Origin of the sequence: Azovibrio restrictus DSM 23866, from assembly GCF_000429665.1 — a bacterium.
GTDB classification, from domain to species: Bacteria; Pseudomonadota; Gammaproteobacteria; order Burkholderiales; family Rhodocyclaceae; genus Azovibrio; species Azovibrio restrictus.
On sequence record NZ_AUCH01000005.1, the window covers coordinates 42,532 to 58,307 of the forward strand.

The following is a 15,776-nucleotide window of genomic DNA, read 5'->3' on the forward strand; positions in this document are numbered from 1 at the left end:
AGAACGCCCATGAACCCCTTCACCTTTTCCGATCTGCTGCTGGAGCAGCTGCTCCAGGACGATGCGCCCTGGGGTGATGCCACCACCTGGGGGCTGGGCATAGGCGAGGTCCGGGGGCGCATGGAGTTCCGGGTGCGGCACGCCCAGGTGGCCTGCTGTACTGAAGAGGCGGCGCGCATGGCCCAGCTCCTGGGCCTGAGCCTGGAAGGTCCGGTGCTGCCCAGCGGCACCTGGGCCGAGCCGGGTACCCTGCTGCTGGCCTGCACGGGCCGGGCGGCCGACCTGCACCGGGTCTGGAAACCGGCCCAGACCCTGATGGAGTACGCGGCCGGGGTGGCCAGCGCCACCGCCGAGCTGGTGGCCGCTGCCCGCCGGGGCCAGCCCCAGGTGGCCGTGGCCTGTACCCGCAAGCATGTGCCCGGAGCCAAGGAGCTGGGGGTCAAGGCCGTCCTGGCCGGGGGCGCCTCGCCCCATCGCCTGGGCCTGTCCGACACCCTGCTGGTGTTTGCCGAACACCGGGCCTTCCTGGAGGAGCTGCCGGCGGCGGAGGCCGTGGCCCGTCTGCGCCGCACCTGGCCGGAGCGGCAGGTGGTGGTGGAAGTGGCGGATGAGGCCGAAGCCCTGGTGTGGATGGAGGCGGGGGCCGACGTGATCCAGCTGGAAAAATGCAGTCCGGAAGTGGTGGCCCGGGTGGTGGGGCGCACCGCCTGCCTGCGCTGCTCGCCCATCGTGGCGGCGGCGGGAGGCGTCAATCAGGGCAATGCCGAAGCCTACGCGGCAGCGGGGGCCCGGGTGCTGGTGTCCAGCGCCCCCTACAATGCCCCGCCCCGGGATGTGGCGGTACGCCTGGAGCCCTGCAGCTGAACGCTGCCGGGGCTTCTGCCTCAGCAGCCCCGGAACTCAGACCTTGAAGCGGCTGACCACCTGCTGCAGCAGGCTGGAGGCGTTACGCATCTGCTCTGCCGCCAGGTTGATGTCCTGCATGGAACTGGCTTCCCGGCTCGCCAGCTCGGTGATGCGTTCCACGGCCCGGGTGGTGCGGCCGCTGGCCTCCTTTTGTTCCCCCGAGGTGGTGGCGATGCTGCGGGCTTCGTCCACCACCTGTTCGGCGGCGCCCAGGATTTCTCCCAGCAGGACGTGGGTCTGCTGGCTCAGGGTGACGCTGCGCTCCACTTCGGCAGCTACTTCCCGCATGGCGCTGACCACCGAGCCGGTTTTCTGGCCGATGCTGTCTACGGTCTGGGTGATGGACTGGGTGCTGGAAGCCGTCCGTTCCGCCAGCTTGCGCACCTCGTCGGCCACCACGGCAAACCCCCGGCCCGCCTCGCCGGCCCGGGCGGCCTCGATGGCGGCGTTGAGGGCCAGCAGATTGGTCTGTTCGGCGATCTCCCGGATCACCCGGGTGATGTCGGAGATTTCCTGGACCTGGCCGCTCAGGGCCTGGATGGCCTCCCCGTAGCTGCTCATGCTGCGCACCACCCCGTCGATGGCCTGGGTTCCCCGCTGCACGTTGTCGTTGCCTTCCCCGGCCACCTGGTGGGTCTGGCTGGCCGCTTCCACCACGTTGCGGGCGCCCTGGGCGACCCGGTCGATGGAGACGCTCATGAGCTCCATGGCCATGGCCACTTCCAGCACCTGGTCGTTGGTCTGCTCGGCCTGAGTGGCCCCATGGCTGGCGGTGGCGGACAGGTCCTGGGCGGCCTCGGTGACCTGGCGGGCCGCATCGGCGGCCTGGCTGATCAGACTGGCCAGGTGGCCCACCATGTCGTCCAGGGAGCCCTGGAGCCGGGCCAGTTCGTCGTCGCCGCGGATCTCCAGGCGCGCCGTCAGGTCCCCGGCGGCGATGCGGCTGGCCAGCTGCACGGCTTCCTTCAGGGGGGTGATGATGCTGCGGGTGATCAGCCAGCCGATGCCGGTGCCCACCACCAGGGCGCTGGCGCCCAGGGTGAAGAGCAGCAGCCGGGCTGTGTGGTAGGAGCCGGTGGCCTGTTCCACGGCAGCCAGACTCTGGCTTTCCAGTTCGGTCTGGAGCTTGTCCAGGGCCGTGATCAGTTCCAGCTGGCGCGGCCTGACCCCGTCCCGGATGCCGGCCTGGGCGGCGGCATGTTCCTCGGTCAGGGTGGCTTCCATGACCTGACTCACGGCGTTGGCGGCGGCTTCCTCCTGGTTGCGGATGGCGGCGAAACGCTCCTGGCTGGCGGCGTCCGTCATCCGGGCTGCCAGGGCTTCGCTGGCCTCCTTGTAGCGTTTCCGGGCTTCGCGCATCAGCTTCAGCTCGGCCTTCTTGAAGGAAAGGTCTTCCTGGGCCACCACGTCGCGCAGGGCGGTGGCCTGGAAGCGCACCGCATCACGCATGGTGTTCACCAGGGCGATGCGGCCCTGGGATTCTTCGATCAGCTGTTCGAGGCTGGATTGCTGCTGAGACATCTGCCCCAGGCCGATGAAGATCATCACGGCCATGAGCAGCAGCACCAGCCCGAATCCCCAGGCCAGGCGCGTGCCTACCCGTACGCGGTTGAGGACGTGCATCGCGGATACTCCGGAACGGGACGGCCCGCCCGGGGGCAGGCCGTCGGCGGGACGTTATTGGGCGGAGATGGCCGTGTGCAGGACACCGATCACCTGGCCGCCGTCCAGGACGGGAACAGCCAGCTGCACGCTCTTCACCTGGGTGGAGGGATCGGGCTTGATCTCCTGGGACTGGGCCACTTCACCCTTGAGGGCGGCGGCGACGTGGGCGCGGCTGGCGGCATTGAAGAGCAGGGTGCGGGCCACGCCGGCCACCACGTTGCCCTTCTGGTCACGCAGGTAGAGCTTGTTGATGCCCTTGTCCTCTTCCCACTTCTTCAGCTGCTGGCTGACGGGGGCGGTGAGGGTGGCCTGGACCAGGGGATCGTTGTCGGGCAGTTCTTCCCACTTGGCGTTGTTCATGCCGGGGGCGGCCCCCTTGGCGTTGGCTTCCTTGACCGCCTTGACCACGATGGGATTGGCCGCCCAGTCCACCATCTTCTTCTTGTAGCTGTCCACCTTGGTCTGAACTTCTGCGGGCAGGGCGGCGTGGGCGGCCAGGGGAGCCAGCATCAGGCCGGAACAGAGGCTGAGGGCCGAGAGCAAGAGACGCAGTTTCATGGTGATCCTCCCATTAGTGATAATTGGTGTGGCGAAATGATGCCCTGTTCATGCCCGGGACTCAATCCTTAATTGCTTCTTACCAAACTATCTGGGGCGGAGTGTGCGGCTATTCCCCGGCGGCCTGCCAGCGCACCGGCTCCAGCTGCAGGTCGTCGCCACTGCTGGAGAGCCAGACCTGGCCTTCCTGGATGGTGCAGGAGAGGTTCATGGTGCGTTCTGCCAGGGCGGCCAGGGCCTGGCTCTGGCTGGCGGGCAGGTTGAGGACCGTGAGTTTCTCCTGCTTTGCCAGGGCGCTCTGGTTCTGCTGCCACCAGATGTCGGCGGCCCGGCCCCCGTAGCTCAGCACCACCACCTGCCGGGCCCGGCCGCAGGCCTTGCGCAGGCGCTTTTCGTCGGGCAGCCCGACTTCGATCCAGCGCTCCAGGTTGCCGCTCAGATCCATTTCCCACAGGTCGGGCTCGTCCTCGTCGGAGATGCCCTTGCAGAAGCTCAGGTACTCGCTGGCGTAGAGGGCGAAGGCCAGCAGGCGGACCATCAGCCGCTCATCGGTTTCGGAGGGGTGGCGGGCCAGGGTCAGGCTGTAGTTGCCGTAGTGCTGCCGGTCCAGGTCGGATAGCTGGAGTTCGGCCTTGAAGATGGTTGCCTTGAGGGCCATGGAAATTCCCTGGAAACAAAAGGGAGGGATTGTAACGCCCTGGCTGTGAGGGCCCCAGCCCAGCAGGCACGGGTGGCGCAATGTCATAGGCTGGAGTACAGTCCCGCAACAAAAAAACAGCCGGGGAAGTCCATCCGGCGGCGCGGGGCCCTTGCCCGACGCTGCCGGGGACGCATCCGGACCGTGCCCTGAGGGAGGGCGTAATGGCGGGTCCGTGGTGTTCCCCCGGAGCCTTCCGGCCGCCCTGGCGTGCCGGGATTTTCGAGGACGGGGCCAGTCCGGGAGTGACTGGCTCACGGGAAGGGAAGGGTATGTTTCATAGGGTTGTGCTGGGTCGCCGGCGGGTGCGCTTGCCGCGTTTCCTGCTGCTGCTCCTGGGGCTCCTGGTGCTGGTGCCGGCATCCATGGCCGTGGTCATGGCCAGGAATGATCTTCTGTCCACCCTCTTTCACCGACACACGGCGGTGATGCTGTTCGTCGATGCCGATACCGGCGAGATCGTCGATGCCAATCAGGCCGCCAGCGATTTCTACGGTTATCCGCCGACGGTGCTGCGGCGCATGAACATCCAGGAGCTCAACGCCCTGGAGCCGGAGGCGGTGGCCACCGAGCGCCGCCAGGCCCTGAGCGAGGCGCGCAATTACTTCATCTTTCCCCATCGCCTGGCCAGCGGCGCCCTGCGCACCGTGGAAGTCTATTCCTCGCCGGTGACCCTGGAGAGCGGCCGGCAGGTGCTGTTTTCCATCATCCACGACGTTACCAACCGGGCCCTTTCTTCCGAGGAGCAGCTGCTCTATCAGCAGCGCCTGGAACAGGCGGTGTCCACCCACACCGGCCACATGGAGGAGGCGCGCCAGCGGGAGCGCAACCTCTTCATCGCCAGCCTGGTGGGGGCGGTGGCGGTGATCCTGGTGCTGGCGGCCTCCGTGTTCCGCCGCAGCCGGGCCGAGCTGGCCCTGGCGCACCGGGAGGAGCAGCTGTCCACCCTCATCGATGCCATGCCGGACATCGTCTGCTTCAAGGACGGCCAGGGCCGCTGGCAGCGGGCCAACACCTTCGACCTGCGCCTGTTCGGCCTGGAGGGGGTGGATTACCGGGGCAAGACGGACATGGAGCTGGCCCGTTATCAGGATTTCTACCGGGAAGCCTTCATGGGCTGCGAGGCCTCGGACGAGGCTGCCTGGCAGGCGGGATACATGTCCCGGGCCGAGGAGGTGATTCCCATCCAGGGCGGATCGGCCAAGGTTTTCGACATCATCAAGGTGCCCCTCTTCAACCCCGATGGCAGCCGCAAGGGGCTGGTGGTGGTGGGGCGTGACATCACCGAGCGTAAACATGCGGAGGCGGAAGCCGAGCGGCTCGCCTATTTCGATTCCCTCACCAGCCTGCCCAACCGCCGCCTGTTCCTGGACCGGCTGGGTACCGCCCTGAGCGCCGCCCAGCATAGCCGCCGCTACGGGGCCGTGTTGTTCGTGGACCTGGATGATTTCAACACCCTGAACGATGCCCAGGGCCATGAGGTGGGGGACCTGGTGCTCCAGGAGGCGGCCCGGCGCATCCGTTCCGTGCTGGAAGAAATGGACACCGTGGCCCGCTTTGCCAGCGACGAGTACGTGGTTCTGCTACCGGAGCTCTCTGCCCTGGAGCATGTGGCCGTGGATCAGGCCATGGCCATGGGGGAACGCATCCGCCTGGCCATGGCCGAGCCTTTGCAGCTGGGGCAGCAGGAGATTTCCCTGGGGGCCAGTGTCGGCATCACCCTGTTCCCCACGCCGACGCCCGCCGGGGCCAAGGACCTGATCAAGTTCGCCGACACGGCCATGCATCAGGCCAAGATGGCCGGGCGCAACCAGGTGCGCTTCTTCGAGGTGGACATGCAGGCCCGGGTCGAGGCCCGCTTCGCCATGGAGGGCGACCTGCGCCTGGCCCTGGGCCGGAGCCAGATGCAGGTCTACATTCAGCCCCAGGTGGACCAGGGCGGCCAGGTGCGGGGCGGTGAGGCCTTGCTGCGCTGGCAGCATCCGGAGCGGGGCCAGGTGTCGCCCACCAGTTTCATTCCGGTGGCCGAGGAGACCGGGGTGATCCTGGCCCTGGGGGACTGGGTGCTGGAGGAAGCCTGCCGGCTGCTCAACGATCCCCGGGTTCAGGAGCAGAACCTGCGCATATCGGTGAACGTCAGTCCGCGCCAGTTCCACCGCAGCGATTTCGTCGCCCGGGTGCGGCAGATCCTGTCCCTGACCGGGGCTGATCCCGGCTACCTGACCCTGGAGGTGACCGAAGGGCTGGTGATCGACAACGTGCACCAGACGGTGGCCACCATGGGCGAACTGCGGGCCCTGGGCATCCATTTTTCCATCGACGACTTCGGCACCGGCTATTCCTCCCTCTCCTACCTGAAGCGCCTGCCCCTGAACGAGCTGAAGATAGACAAGTCCTTCGTTCAGGATGCGCCGGCCAATCCCAGCGATGCGGCCCTGGTGGATGTGATCCTGTCCGTGGCCCGGCACCTCAAGCTGAAGGTGGTGGCGGAAGGGGTGGAGACGCCCGCCCAGGCCGCTTTCCTCACGGCCCGGGGCGAGATGCTCCTGCAGGGCTACCTGTTCGGGCGGCCCATGCCCATGGAGGCCTTCCTGGCCCAGCTGGGCTGAGGCGCCTCAGCACACCGGGCTGGGCTGGCGCAGCACCGGGCGGTTGGGGCAGCTAGCGGCCTCCAGCCAGGGCTGCAGTTCGGCGCAGGGCAGGGGACGGGCGCAGAGGTAGCCCTGGTATTCGTCGCAGCCATCCAGGTCCAGCTGTTGCAGCTGGGCCAGGGTTTCCACCCCCTCGGCGATGACTTCGATGCCCAGACTGTGGGCCAGGCCGATGATGGCGCGGATGATGGCCTGGTCCTGGGGATTGCGTTCCAGGTCGGCCACGAAGGAGCGGTCGATCTTCAGCTTGTCGATGGGGAAGGACTTCAGGTAGGCCAGGGAGGAGTAGCCGGTGCCGAAGTCGTCGATGGAGAGGCGCACGCCCATGGCCTTGAGGCGGTTCAGCATCTGGGCTGCCCCGGCCGTGTCTTCCATCAGCACCCCTTCGGTGAGCTCCAGCTCCAGCCACTCCGGCGCCAGCCCCGTCTCCTTCAGGGTGTTGGCCACCAGGCTGGGCAGGGTGGGGTGGCGGAACTGGGCGCCGGAAATGTTTACCGCCATCACCATGGGGGGCAGGCCCGCGTCCTGCAGGGCCCGGGCCTGGGTGCAGGCGGCCTTGAGGACGAAATCCCCGAGGGGGGCGATGAGGCCCGAGTCTTCCGCCACCGGGATGAACACCCCGGGGGGCACCTGGCCCAGGAGCGGGTTGTTCCAGCGGGCCAGGGCTTCCAGCCCGATCACCCGGCCGGTGTTGATGGAGACCTGGGGCTGGTAGTGGAGCAGGAATTCGCCCCGGGCCAAGCCCTCGCGCATGGCGCTTTCCAGCTCCAGGCGCTGGCACACCATCTCGTTCATTTCCGGGGTGAAGAAGCGGAAGCCGTTGCGGCCCTCTTCCTTGGCCCGGTACATGGCGATGTCCGCATGGCGCAGCAGGGTTTCGAAATCGGTGGCGTCGTCGGGGAAGATGCTGATGCCGATGCTGGGGGTGATGGTGAGCAGGCGCTCTTCCACTTGGTAGGCCTTGCCGCCCTCGCGCAGGATGCGCCGGGCCAGGTCGGCGGCTTGTTCCGGGTTGGCATGGGGCAGCACCACCACGAATTCGTCGCCCCCCAGGCGGCTCACCAGGCCCTTGTCCCCCACCAGCCGGGAGAGGCGCTGGGCCACGGCCTGGAGCACCAGGTCGCCGGTGAAGTGGCCGAGGGAGTCGTTGATGTTCTTGAAGTGGTCCAGGTCCACGAACAGCAGGGCCAGCTGGGTCCGGTGTTCGCGCACCTGCTGCATGGCGGCTTCGGTGCGTTCCCCCAGCAGGCTACGGTTGGGCAGGCCGGTGAGGGCGTCGTAGAAGGCCATTTCCCGGATCCGCTCTTCGTTGTCCTTCTGCACCGTGATGTCGGAGAAGGAACCCACCAGGCGCAGGGCCCGGCCGTCCGGGGCCCGCTCCACCACCCGGCCCCGTTCCAGGATCCAGATCACCCGCCCGTCGGTACGCCGCAGCCGGTGTTCGGAACGGTACATCTCGGTCTTGCCCTTGAGACAGTCGATGATGGCCCGGCGCACCGAGGCCCGTTCCTCGTCCAGCAGGTGGGTGGAAATCTGCCGGGGGGTGGTGGCGACCGGGCCATCTTCGGCCAGGCCCAGCATCTGGGCCAGGGCCTGGTTGCCGAGGAAGTCGTTCCGGGCCAGGTCCCAGTCCCAGATACCGTCACTGGCGGTTTCCAGCACCAGGGAGAGACGCTGTTCATGGACGCGGATGTGGTGCTCGGCTTTTTCGATGCGGTCCATGAAGTCGTTGAAACTCTGGGCCAGTTCGCGGATTTCCTCGCTGCCGTCTTCCTCCACCCGGCCCGGCTTGTGTTGCTGGGCCAGGCGGCGGATCTGTCCGGTCAGCTCCTGCAGGGGGCGCAGCAGCTGCTGCACCAGCAGCCATACCAGGGGAACGGTAAGCAGCCCCAGGATCAGGGCGATCACCAGGGTTTCCCGGGACATGCGTTCGACCGGGCGGAAAGCCTCGTCGGCCGGGTAGATGGCGGTGAGCAGCCAGCCGGTGCTGGCCATGGTGCGGTGCGCCACCAGGGCATCGGGCCGGTCCGGGAAGCTGACCCGGGTGACGCCGCCGGCCGGCTCCCCAGGGGCCGGCAGCAGGGTGGCGTCGCTGGCGGGCAGGGGTTGCAGGATGCGTTCCGGGTCCGGGTGCATGATCACCTGGCCATCGGCGTGGGTGAGCAGGATGTAGCCGCTGGTGCCGATGCGCAGCTCCCGCAGCTTGCCCAGGATGTTGGTCTTGAACAGGTTGATGACCCCGGCCAGGATGCCGGTGAGCTCGCCCTTGTCGTTCAGGATGGGGGTGGACAGGATGATCAGGGGCTGCTTGGTGATGCGCCCCAGGATGGGTTCGGAGATGAAGGAGCGGCGCTGCTCGATGACCTTGCGGATGTACTCCCGTTCCGACATGTCCAGCCCCCGGCGCCCGGGAATCCGGGGCCAGTCGGCCAGCAGATGGCCGTCGGGGCTGAAGATGTAAACATCGTCCAGGAGGGAGAGCAGGGCGTTCCGGTCCTGCAGGTAGCCTTCCAGGGCGGCCTCGCTCGCCAGGGCGGCCTGGGGAAAGTGCTGGGCGGTCCGTTCCAGGGCCAGCAGGCGGGTGGAAATCTTTTCGTCCAGACTGGCGGCGGTCTGCTGGGCCAGGGTGTCGATCTGGGACTCCACCAGCAGCTGGTGCTCGGGGCGCAGCAGGAGGATCTGGGCCAGGGCCTGCAGCCCCAGAAGCAGCAGGGCCACCAGACCGACGACCAGGGCGATCTTGACCTTGAGGCTGCGGGAGTTTTTTCGGATCGAAGTAGTCAAGTGGATTGGCCGCCTCTAGGAATGCAGGATGGAGAAATCCGGCCCATTGTACGGGGTGCTTATCTAGACTGAAAGTAATATGTGCCGTCAGGCGGGCCGGGGCTTTTCCCCTGTTGTTTCAAGGCTGGAGACTTCAGGGCCGGACTGGCGCAAGGCCTGCAGCAGGGCCCGGGTTGCAGCGCTGCTGCCCTGGCGTTTGTGGATCAGCACCGTATCCACCTGGCCGATGGGGGCCGGCAGCGGGTGCCGGCTCACGTGCCGGGCTTCGGGCAGCCGTTCCAGCAGGCTGGCGGGGATCAGGGCAATGCCCATGCCGGCGGCGGCACAGCCCAGCATGGTGTGGTAGGAGGAGAGTTCCACCACCTTTTCCGCCACCACCCCCTGGGAGGCCAGCCAGGATTCCAGAATCAGCCGGTAGGCACAGCCCGCTTCGAAGGTGAGCAGGGTGCGGGGGGCCAGATCCCGGGGGCAGGTCACCAGGGGATGCTGCAAGGGGGCCACCAGCACCAGTTCCTCGGTGAATACCGGATGCACCGCCAGTCGTTCATCGTGGATGGGCGCGCTGACCAGGGCGCAGTCGAGCCGGCCCTGCAGCACGGCGGCGGTCATCCGGGCCGTGGGGCCAGTCTGCAGCTCCAGCTCCACGGCCGGATGGGCCTGATGCAGGCTGGCCATCACCCCGGGCAGGCGGGCCGCTGCCGTGCTTTCCATGGAACCCAGGCGCAGGCGGCCCCGGGGCGCGTCATCGGTGACTGCCTGCCTGGCCTCGGCGGCCAGGGTCAGCAGCTGTTCCGCGTAGTCGAGCAGGAGGCGGCCGGTGGGGGCCAGGTGCAGGCGGCGTTGCTCGCGCACGAACAGGCTTACCCCCAGATCCGCCTCCAGCTGCCGGATGCGGGTGGTCACGTTGGACTGGACCCGGTGCAGCTGGGCGGCTGCCGCCGTGATGCCGCCGCACTGGACCACGGTGCGGAATATGTGCAGGTCTTCCAGATCCATGTTCTCTTTCCGTGATGAATTTGATCTTTATTATTCATTTTACGGGATTCTTGCGCCAGCTTAAGGTACGGCTTTCGATGTTGGCGAGGCGCAATTCATGGAAAAAGAACAGGGCAGCATCACGGGTTATCTGGCGGGAGCCGGGACCGTGGCGATCTGGAGCGGTTTCATCCTGCTCTCCCGCTGGGGCGGCAAGACCGGGCTGACTCCCTACGACATCCTGGCCCTGCGTCTGGCCACCGCCAGCCTGTTCCTGCTGCCCTTCTGCCGGGGGTTGGGGTGGAGCCACTGGCGGGACCCGCGCCTGTGGGCCCTGGCCCTCTCGGCCGGGCTGCTCTACGGTTTGCTGGTCTATGCCGGCTTCACGGGGGCCCCGGCAGCCCATGGGGCCATCCTGCTGCCAGGTTTGCAGCCTTTCCTGGTGGCGGGGGTGGCCGGGGCCCTGTTCGGCACCCGCCTGGCCCGGGAGCGTCTGCTGGGGCTGGGGGCCATCGCCCTGGGCCTGGCCTGCGTGGTCTGGCCCCTGCTCTCGGGGCGGCAGGACTGGTCCCCGGCGCTGCTCCAGGGTGATGGCCTGATCCTGGCTTCTTCCCTGGTCTGGGCTCTGTACAGCGTCCTGGCCCGGCACTGGGGCTACAGCCCCTGGCTCCTGACCCGCTTCGTGGCCCTGGCTTCGGCCCTGCTGTACCTGCCCGTCTATTTCCTGTTCCTGCCCCGGGCCCTGGATGCGGTGCCTCTGGAAGTGCTGCTGGTGCAGGGGCTGTATCAGGGCATAGGTCCCACCATCGTCGCCATGCTGCTCTTTCTCAAGGCGGTTGCCATCCTCGGGGCCGAGCGCACCGGCGCCATGATCGCCCTGGTCCCCGTCCTGGCCGGCGTGGCAGCTGTGCCCCTGCTGGGTGAGCCCATGACGCCCTGGCTGCTGGCCGGGCTGCTCCTCGTATCCACCGGTGCCTGCCTGGCGGCCCGACCCGTTTCCCGACTGAAAAGGAGTGTTCCATGCCCTACGTGAATATCAAGATCACCCGTGAAGGCGCCACCGCGACCCAGAAAGCCGAATTGATCGCCGGCGTCACCCGGCTGCTGCAGGAGGTGCTGGGCAAGAATCCCGCCACCACCGTGGTGGTGATCGACGAGGTGGAGACCGACAACTGGGGCATAGGCGGGGAAACAGTTACCCTGCGCCGCCAGCGCGGCAACTGAATGGGGGAAAGTCCGGGGAGGATGCGATAATGGCCCGCTGTCTTTCTCTTCGCACCCACCATGCCCATCCAATGGTTCCCCGGCCACATGACCTCGGCCCGCAAGAAGGCCGCCGAGACCCTGGCCAAGGCCGATGTGGTCATCGAGGTTCTCGATGCCCGCATTCCCGAGGCCAGCTGCAACCCCATGATCCGCCAGTTGCGGGATTTCCGGCAGCGGCCCTGCCTCAAGGTGCTGAACAAGTCCGATCTGGCTGATCCGAAAGCCACTGCGGCCTGGCTGGAGTTCTACAACAGCCAGCCCGGGGTCAAGGCCGTGGCCCTGTCCTGCAAGAATCCCGCCGAGCCGGGCCGCATCCCCGGCCTGTGCCGCACGCTGGCGCCGCACCGCAACGATCTCACCAAGCCTCTGCGCATGATGATCATGGGCATCCCCAACGTGGGCAAATCCACCCTCATGAATGCCCTGCTCAAGAAGAAGGTGGCCAAGGTGGGGGATGAGCCCGCCGTCACCAAGTCCCAGCAGACCCTGGACCTGGGGCCGGGCATGGTGCTGACCGACACGCCCGGCCTGATGTGGCCCAAGATCGAACACGACTCGGACGGTTACATGCTGGCGGCCAGCCACGCCATCGGCACCAATGCCGTGATCGAGGAGGAAGTGGCCGCCTTCCTCGGCGACCTGCTGCTGGCCCGCTATGGGGACCTGCTCACCGCGCGCTACAAATGCCCGGTGGCCGGCCTGGATGGCGCCGGCCTGGTGGAGACCATTGCCGAACGTCGGGGCTGCCGCGTCAAGGGGGGCGGGCTGGACCTGGAAAAGGCCGCCCTGATCCTGCTCACCGATTACCGCAGTGGCGCCATCGGCCGCATCAGCCTGGAAACCCCGGCCACCCGGGCTGCCATGCTGGCCGCAGCTCAAGCCAGGACCGAGGTGCCCGAGGCAGACCCTGAGGCCTGATGCAGACCGGGCTTCCTGGTTAGGGATGAAATGACAAAGGCCAGCTCCGGGGAGCTGGCCTTTGTCATGGGTTCTTTGGTGGTGATGGGCAGAATCGAACTGCCGACCTATGGGTTATGAATCCATCGCTCTAACCGTCTGAGCTACATCACCAACGAGGCGGCGGATTATAGGGGGGAGGAAGAATCTGGTCAACATTGAAAATCATTGGGCTATAATCCCGCACATGCCTGCGTCCTCAATCGCCTCCGCCATCGTCAGCAGCATCGTCACGGCCATCCTGGAGTCTCCCACGACTCCGACCGAGCCCGTGCAGACCGCGCTGATACGTCCCTTCCCCTCCGGTACGGCCACGGGGAAGCTGGCGGGCCCTCCCTCCATGGGACAGGTGGTCATCAATGGCAAGACCCTGCCTGTGGCACCGGCGCTGCAGATCCGCAATGAAATGAACATGATCGTCATCCCGACCATGGTCGGGACCGATGTCCAGGTCCGTTACCAGATGGACGGAATGGGCAATGTCTGGCGGATCTGGTTGCTGACTCCGGCCGAAGTGGCTGCCCTCGATTCTCAATAGTAGTTTTCCCTATGCCCAAGAAATTGTTCATCCGCACCTTCGGGTGCCAGATGAACGAGTACGATTCGGACAAGATGGCCGACGTGCTCGCCGCCCAGGAAGAGGTCGTCAAGACCGACAATCCCGAAGAAGCGGACATCATCCTGTTCAACACCTGCTCGGTGCGCGAGAAAGCCCAGGAAAAGGTCTTCCATGACCTGGGGCGTATCAAGCACCTGAAGAAGCTGAATCCCGACCTGCTGATCGGCGTGGGTGGCTGTGTCGCCAGCCAGGAGGGGGAGGCCATCGTGTCCCGGGCTCCCTATGTGGACCTGGTGTTCGGTCCCCAGACCCTGCACCGGCTGCCCCAGCTGATCGCCGAGCGGCGCGAGAAGGGCAAGCCGGCGGTGGACATCTCCTTCCCCGAGATCGAGAAGTTCGATGCCATGCCTCCGGCCGAGGTCAAGGGCGCCAGCGCCTTCGTCTCCGCCATGGAGGGCTGCTCCAAGTTCTGCACTTTCTGCATCATTCCCTACACCCGGGGCGGAGAGATTTCCCGGCCCTTCGACGACGTGCTGGCGGAAGTGGCGGGTCTCGCCGATTCCGGTGTCCGGGAAGTGACCCTGCTGGGCCAGAATGTGAACGCCTACCAGGGCGTGATCGGCGATAGTGGCGAAACGGCCGACCTGGCCATGCTGATCGAGTACATCGCCGAGGTGCCCGGCATCGAGCGCATCCGTTACACCACTTCCCATCCCCGGGAGATGACCCAGCGGCTGATCGATGTCTATGCCCGGGTGCCGAAGCTGGTCTCCCACCTGCACCTGCCCGTCCAGGCCGGTTCCGACCGGGTGCTGGCGGCCATGAAGCGGGGCTACACCACCCTCGAATACAAGTCGGTGATCCGTAAGCTCCGGGCTGCCCGGCCGGACATCGCCATTTCCTCCGACTTCATCGTCGGCTTTCCCGGCGAGACCGAGGAGGATTTCGAGAAGACCATGAAGCTCATCGACGAGGTGGGCTTCGACACATCCTTCTCCTTCCTCTTCAGTCCCCGTCCCGGCACCCCGGCGGCGGAGATGGCCGACGACACCCCGGCCGAGCTCAAGTCGGCCCGCCTCACCCGCCTGCAAAAGCGCATCGAGGAACACGCCCAGACTATTTCCCGAGCCATGGTGGGCAGCATCCAGCGGGTGCTGGTGGAGAGCCTTTCCAAGAAGAATCCAGGTGAACTGGCCGGTCGCACCGACAACAACCGCATCGTCAATTTCGTCGGCAATCCCCGCCAGATCCATCACTTCGTCGAAGTGAAGATCACCGAGGCCCTGCCCCATTCCCTGCGGGGGGAAGTGGTGATCCGTGAAGACTAAGTCAGCCTCCCTGGTGAAGAACAGTCCCCTGGACCTGGTGCTCTCGCCCCTGGACAACTTCCGTCTGGCCAATCTGTGCGGCCCCTTGGACGAAAACCTGCGCCAGATCGAAACGGCGTTGGATGTGACCGTATCCCGCCGGGGTGAGCGCTTCACCGTGCGCGGCGAGGCGGCGCCCCAGGCCGTGCAGATTCTCGAACATTTTTATGCCCGGGCAGAGGCTAGCCTGAGCGTGGATGACATCCAGCTGGGTCTGATCGAGATCCGCAACGCCCCCCTGCGCCGCATCTCCACCCCGGATAGCCCGGTGGATGGCCCCCAGCTGGTGACCCGCAAGGCCGAGCTGCACGGCCGCACGCCGCGCCAAGTGGAATACCTCAAATACATCCAGGAGCATGACATCACCTTCGGCATCGGTCCCGCTGGCACCGGCAAGACCTACTTGGCCGTGGCCAGTGCCGTGGATGCCTTCGAGCGGGACCTGGTGGAGCGCATCGTGCTCACCCGCCCGGCGGTGGAAGCCGGCGAGCGCCTGGGCTTTTTGCCCGGGGACCTGGCCCAGAAGGTGGATCCCTACCTGCGCCCCCTCTACGACGCTCTCTACGACCTGATGGGTTTCGACCGGGTCACCAAGCTCTACGAGAAGGGCGCCCTGGAAATCGCGCCCCTGGCCTTCATGCGCGGCCGCACCCTGAACCACGCCTTCATCATCCTGGACGAGGCCCAGAACACCACGCCCGAACAGATGAAGATGTTCCTCACCCGCATCGGCATCGGCGCCAAGGCCGTGGTGACCGGCGACCCCTCCCAGGTCGACCTGCCCAAGGGGGTGAAGAGCGGTCTCAAGGATGCGGTAGAGGTCCTGAAGGACGTGCGCGGCATCGCCATCACCCGCTTCCTGAAGGAAGATGTGGTGCGTCATCCCTTGGTGGCGCGCATCGTCGCCGCCTACGAAAACCAGCAGAATTCTCACGCAGCTCACTGACATGCAGACCGCCAGCCGCCGCTTCGACCTTTCCGTGCAATACGCCTGTAACAAGGAAGGCCTACCCTCTCGTCCCCAGTTCCGCGGCTGGGCCCGGGCGGCCCTGGAAGGGGGCGGCCAGGTGACCATCCGCCTGGTGGAAGCGGAGGAGGGCCAGGAACTGAACCGGGAATACCGGGGCAAGGACTACGCCACCAACGTGCTCTCCTTTCCCTACGACACCGAACCCCGGGTGTTCGGCGACCTGGTGATCTGCCCGGACGTGGTGGCCCGGGAAGCGGCCGAACAGGGCAAGTCCCTGGAAGCCCACTACGCCCACCTGGTGGTCCATGGCATGCTGCACCTGCAGGGCTGGGACCACGAGGAGGACGACAGCGCCGAGGCCATGGAGCAGCGGGAGCGGGAAATTCTCGCCAGCCTCGGTTATCCTGACCCTTACGCCTAA

14 protein-coding genes and 1 tRNA gene are annotated in these 15,776 nt (G+C 66.5%); 9 read left to right on the forward strand and 6 right to left on the reverse strand.

All coding sequences use genetic code 11. The annotated features are described in order from the left end of the window. Nucleotides 1-9: 9 nt before the first annotated feature. Nucleotides 10-864, forward strand: a complete 855-nt coding sequence (gene modD / locus G474_RS0106340) for a ModD protein (RefSeq protein WP_026686237.1) — start codon at nucleotides 10-12, stop codon at nucleotides 862-864. A gap of 36 nt (nucleotides 865-900) precedes the next feature. On the opposite strand, the gene G474_RS19825 is transcribed toward modD, so the two are convergent. From G474_RS19825 to G474_RS0106355, 3 genes are all read right to left on the reverse strand, one after another. Further along, nucleotides 901-2,529 (reverse strand): methyl-accepting chemotaxis protein, encoded by a 1,629-nt coding sequence (locus G474_RS19825; protein WP_043463472.1) that lies wholly within the window; start codon nucleotides 2,527-2,529, stop codon nucleotides 901-903. Nucleotides 2,530-2,583: 54 nt separating this feature from the next. Next, nucleotides 2,584-3,129, reverse strand: a complete 546-nt coding sequence (locus G474_RS0106350; RefSeq protein ID WP_043463475.1) for a hypothetical protein — start codon at nucleotides 3,127-3,129, stop codon at nucleotides 2,584-2,586. A 109-nt stretch (nucleotides 3,130-3,238) separates the two neighbouring features. Beyond that, complete coding sequence (locus tag G474_RS0106355) at nucleotides 3,239-3,787, reverse strand: YaeQ family protein (protein ID WP_026686239.1); 549 nt, start codon at nucleotides 3,785-3,787, stop codon at nucleotides 3,239-3,241. A 311-nt stretch (nucleotides 3,788-4,098) separates the two neighbouring features. Between G474_RS0106355 and G474_RS19830 the strand changes: the two genes are divergently transcribed. After that, a complete protein-coding gene (locus G474_RS19830; RefSeq protein ID WP_169729503.1) occupies nucleotides 4,099-6,435 on the forward strand; it encodes a sensor domain-containing protein in 2,337 nt (778 codons plus the stop codon). Between the two features lie 6 nt (nucleotides 6,436-6,441). Here G474_RS19830 and G474_RS21925 read toward each other — a convergent pair whose 3' ends face one another. Both G474_RS21925 and G474_RS0106370 read right to left on the reverse strand, forming a co-directional pair. Beyond that, on the reverse strand, nucleotides 6,442-9,261 hold the full coding sequence (locus G474_RS21925) for a bifunctional diguanylate cyclase/phosphodiesterase (protein ID WP_051281993.1): 2,820 nt from the start codon (nucleotides 9,259-9,261) through the stop codon (nucleotides 6,442-6,444). A gap of 87 nt (nucleotides 9,262-9,348) precedes the next feature. Then, nucleotides 9,349-10,257: a LysR family transcriptional regulator gene (locus tag G474_RS0106370; RefSeq protein WP_026686240.1), complete on the reverse strand. Its 909-nt coding sequence runs from the start codon at nucleotides 10,255-10,257 to the stop codon at nucleotides 9,349-9,351. A gap of 97 nt (nucleotides 10,258-10,354) precedes the next feature. Between G474_RS0106370 and G474_RS0106375 the strand changes: the two genes are divergently transcribed. From G474_RS0106375 to ylqF, 3 genes are read left to right on the forward strand one after another with little or no spacing between them, the layout of a single operon-like run. Further along, nucleotides 10,355-11,269: a DMT family transporter gene (locus G474_RS0106375; RefSeq protein ID WP_026686241.1), complete on the forward strand. Its 915-nt coding sequence runs from the start codon at nucleotides 10,355-10,357 to the stop codon at nucleotides 11,267-11,269. Further along, on the forward strand, nucleotides 11,257-11,460 hold the full coding sequence (locus tag G474_RS0106380) for a tautomerase family protein (protein ID WP_026686242.1): 204 nt from the start codon (nucleotides 11,257-11,259) through the stop codon (nucleotides 11,458-11,460). The genes G474_RS0106375 and G474_RS0106380 overlap by 13 nt, the downstream gene beginning before the upstream one ends. A 60-nt stretch (nucleotides 11,461-11,520) precedes the next feature. After that, the gene (gene ylqF, locus G474_RS0106385) at nucleotides 11,521-12,420 is read left to right on the forward strand and encodes a ribosome biogenesis GTPase YlqF (RefSeq protein ID WP_026686243.1); all 900 of its coding nucleotides are present in this window, start codon (nucleotides 11,521-11,523) and stop codon (nucleotides 12,418-12,420) included. Between the two features lie 76 nt (nucleotides 12,421-12,496). Here ylqF and G474_RS0106390 read toward each other — a convergent pair. After that, nucleotides 12,497-12,573, reverse strand: a tRNA-Met gene (locus G474_RS0106390). A 73-nt stretch (nucleotides 12,574-12,646) separates the two neighbouring features. Between G474_RS0106390 and G474_RS23260 the strand changes: the two genes are divergently transcribed. From G474_RS23260 to ybeY, 4 genes are read left to right on the forward strand one after another with little or no spacing between them, the layout of a single operon-like run. Then, nucleotides 12,647-12,997: a hypothetical protein gene (locus tag G474_RS23260; RefSeq protein ID WP_156919181.1), complete on the forward strand. Its 351-nt coding sequence runs from the start codon at nucleotides 12,647-12,649 to the stop codon at nucleotides 12,995-12,997. A gap of 11 nt (nucleotides 12,998-13,008) precedes the next feature. Further along, complete coding sequence (gene miaB, locus G474_RS0106400) at nucleotides 13,009-14,346, forward strand: tRNA (N6-isopentenyl adenosine(37)-C2)-methylthiotransferase MiaB (RefSeq protein WP_026686245.1); 1,338 nt, start codon at nucleotides 13,009-13,011, stop codon at nucleotides 14,344-14,346. Then, nucleotides 14,336-15,331 carry a PhoH family protein gene (locus G474_RS0106405; RefSeq protein WP_245589316.1) on the forward strand — a complete coding sequence of 332 codons (996 nt, stop codon included), beginning with the start codon at nucleotides 14,336-14,338 and terminating at the stop codon, nucleotides 15,329-15,331. The genes miaB and G474_RS0106405 overlap by 11 nt, the downstream gene beginning before the upstream one ends. 1 nt (nucleotide 15,332) lies before the next feature. Then, the gene (gene ybeY / locus G474_RS0106410; RefSeq protein ID WP_026686247.1) at nucleotides 15,333-15,776 is read left to right on the forward strand and encodes an rRNA maturation RNase YbeY; all 444 of its coding nucleotides are present in this window, start codon (nucleotides 15,333-15,335) and stop codon (nucleotides 15,774-15,776) included.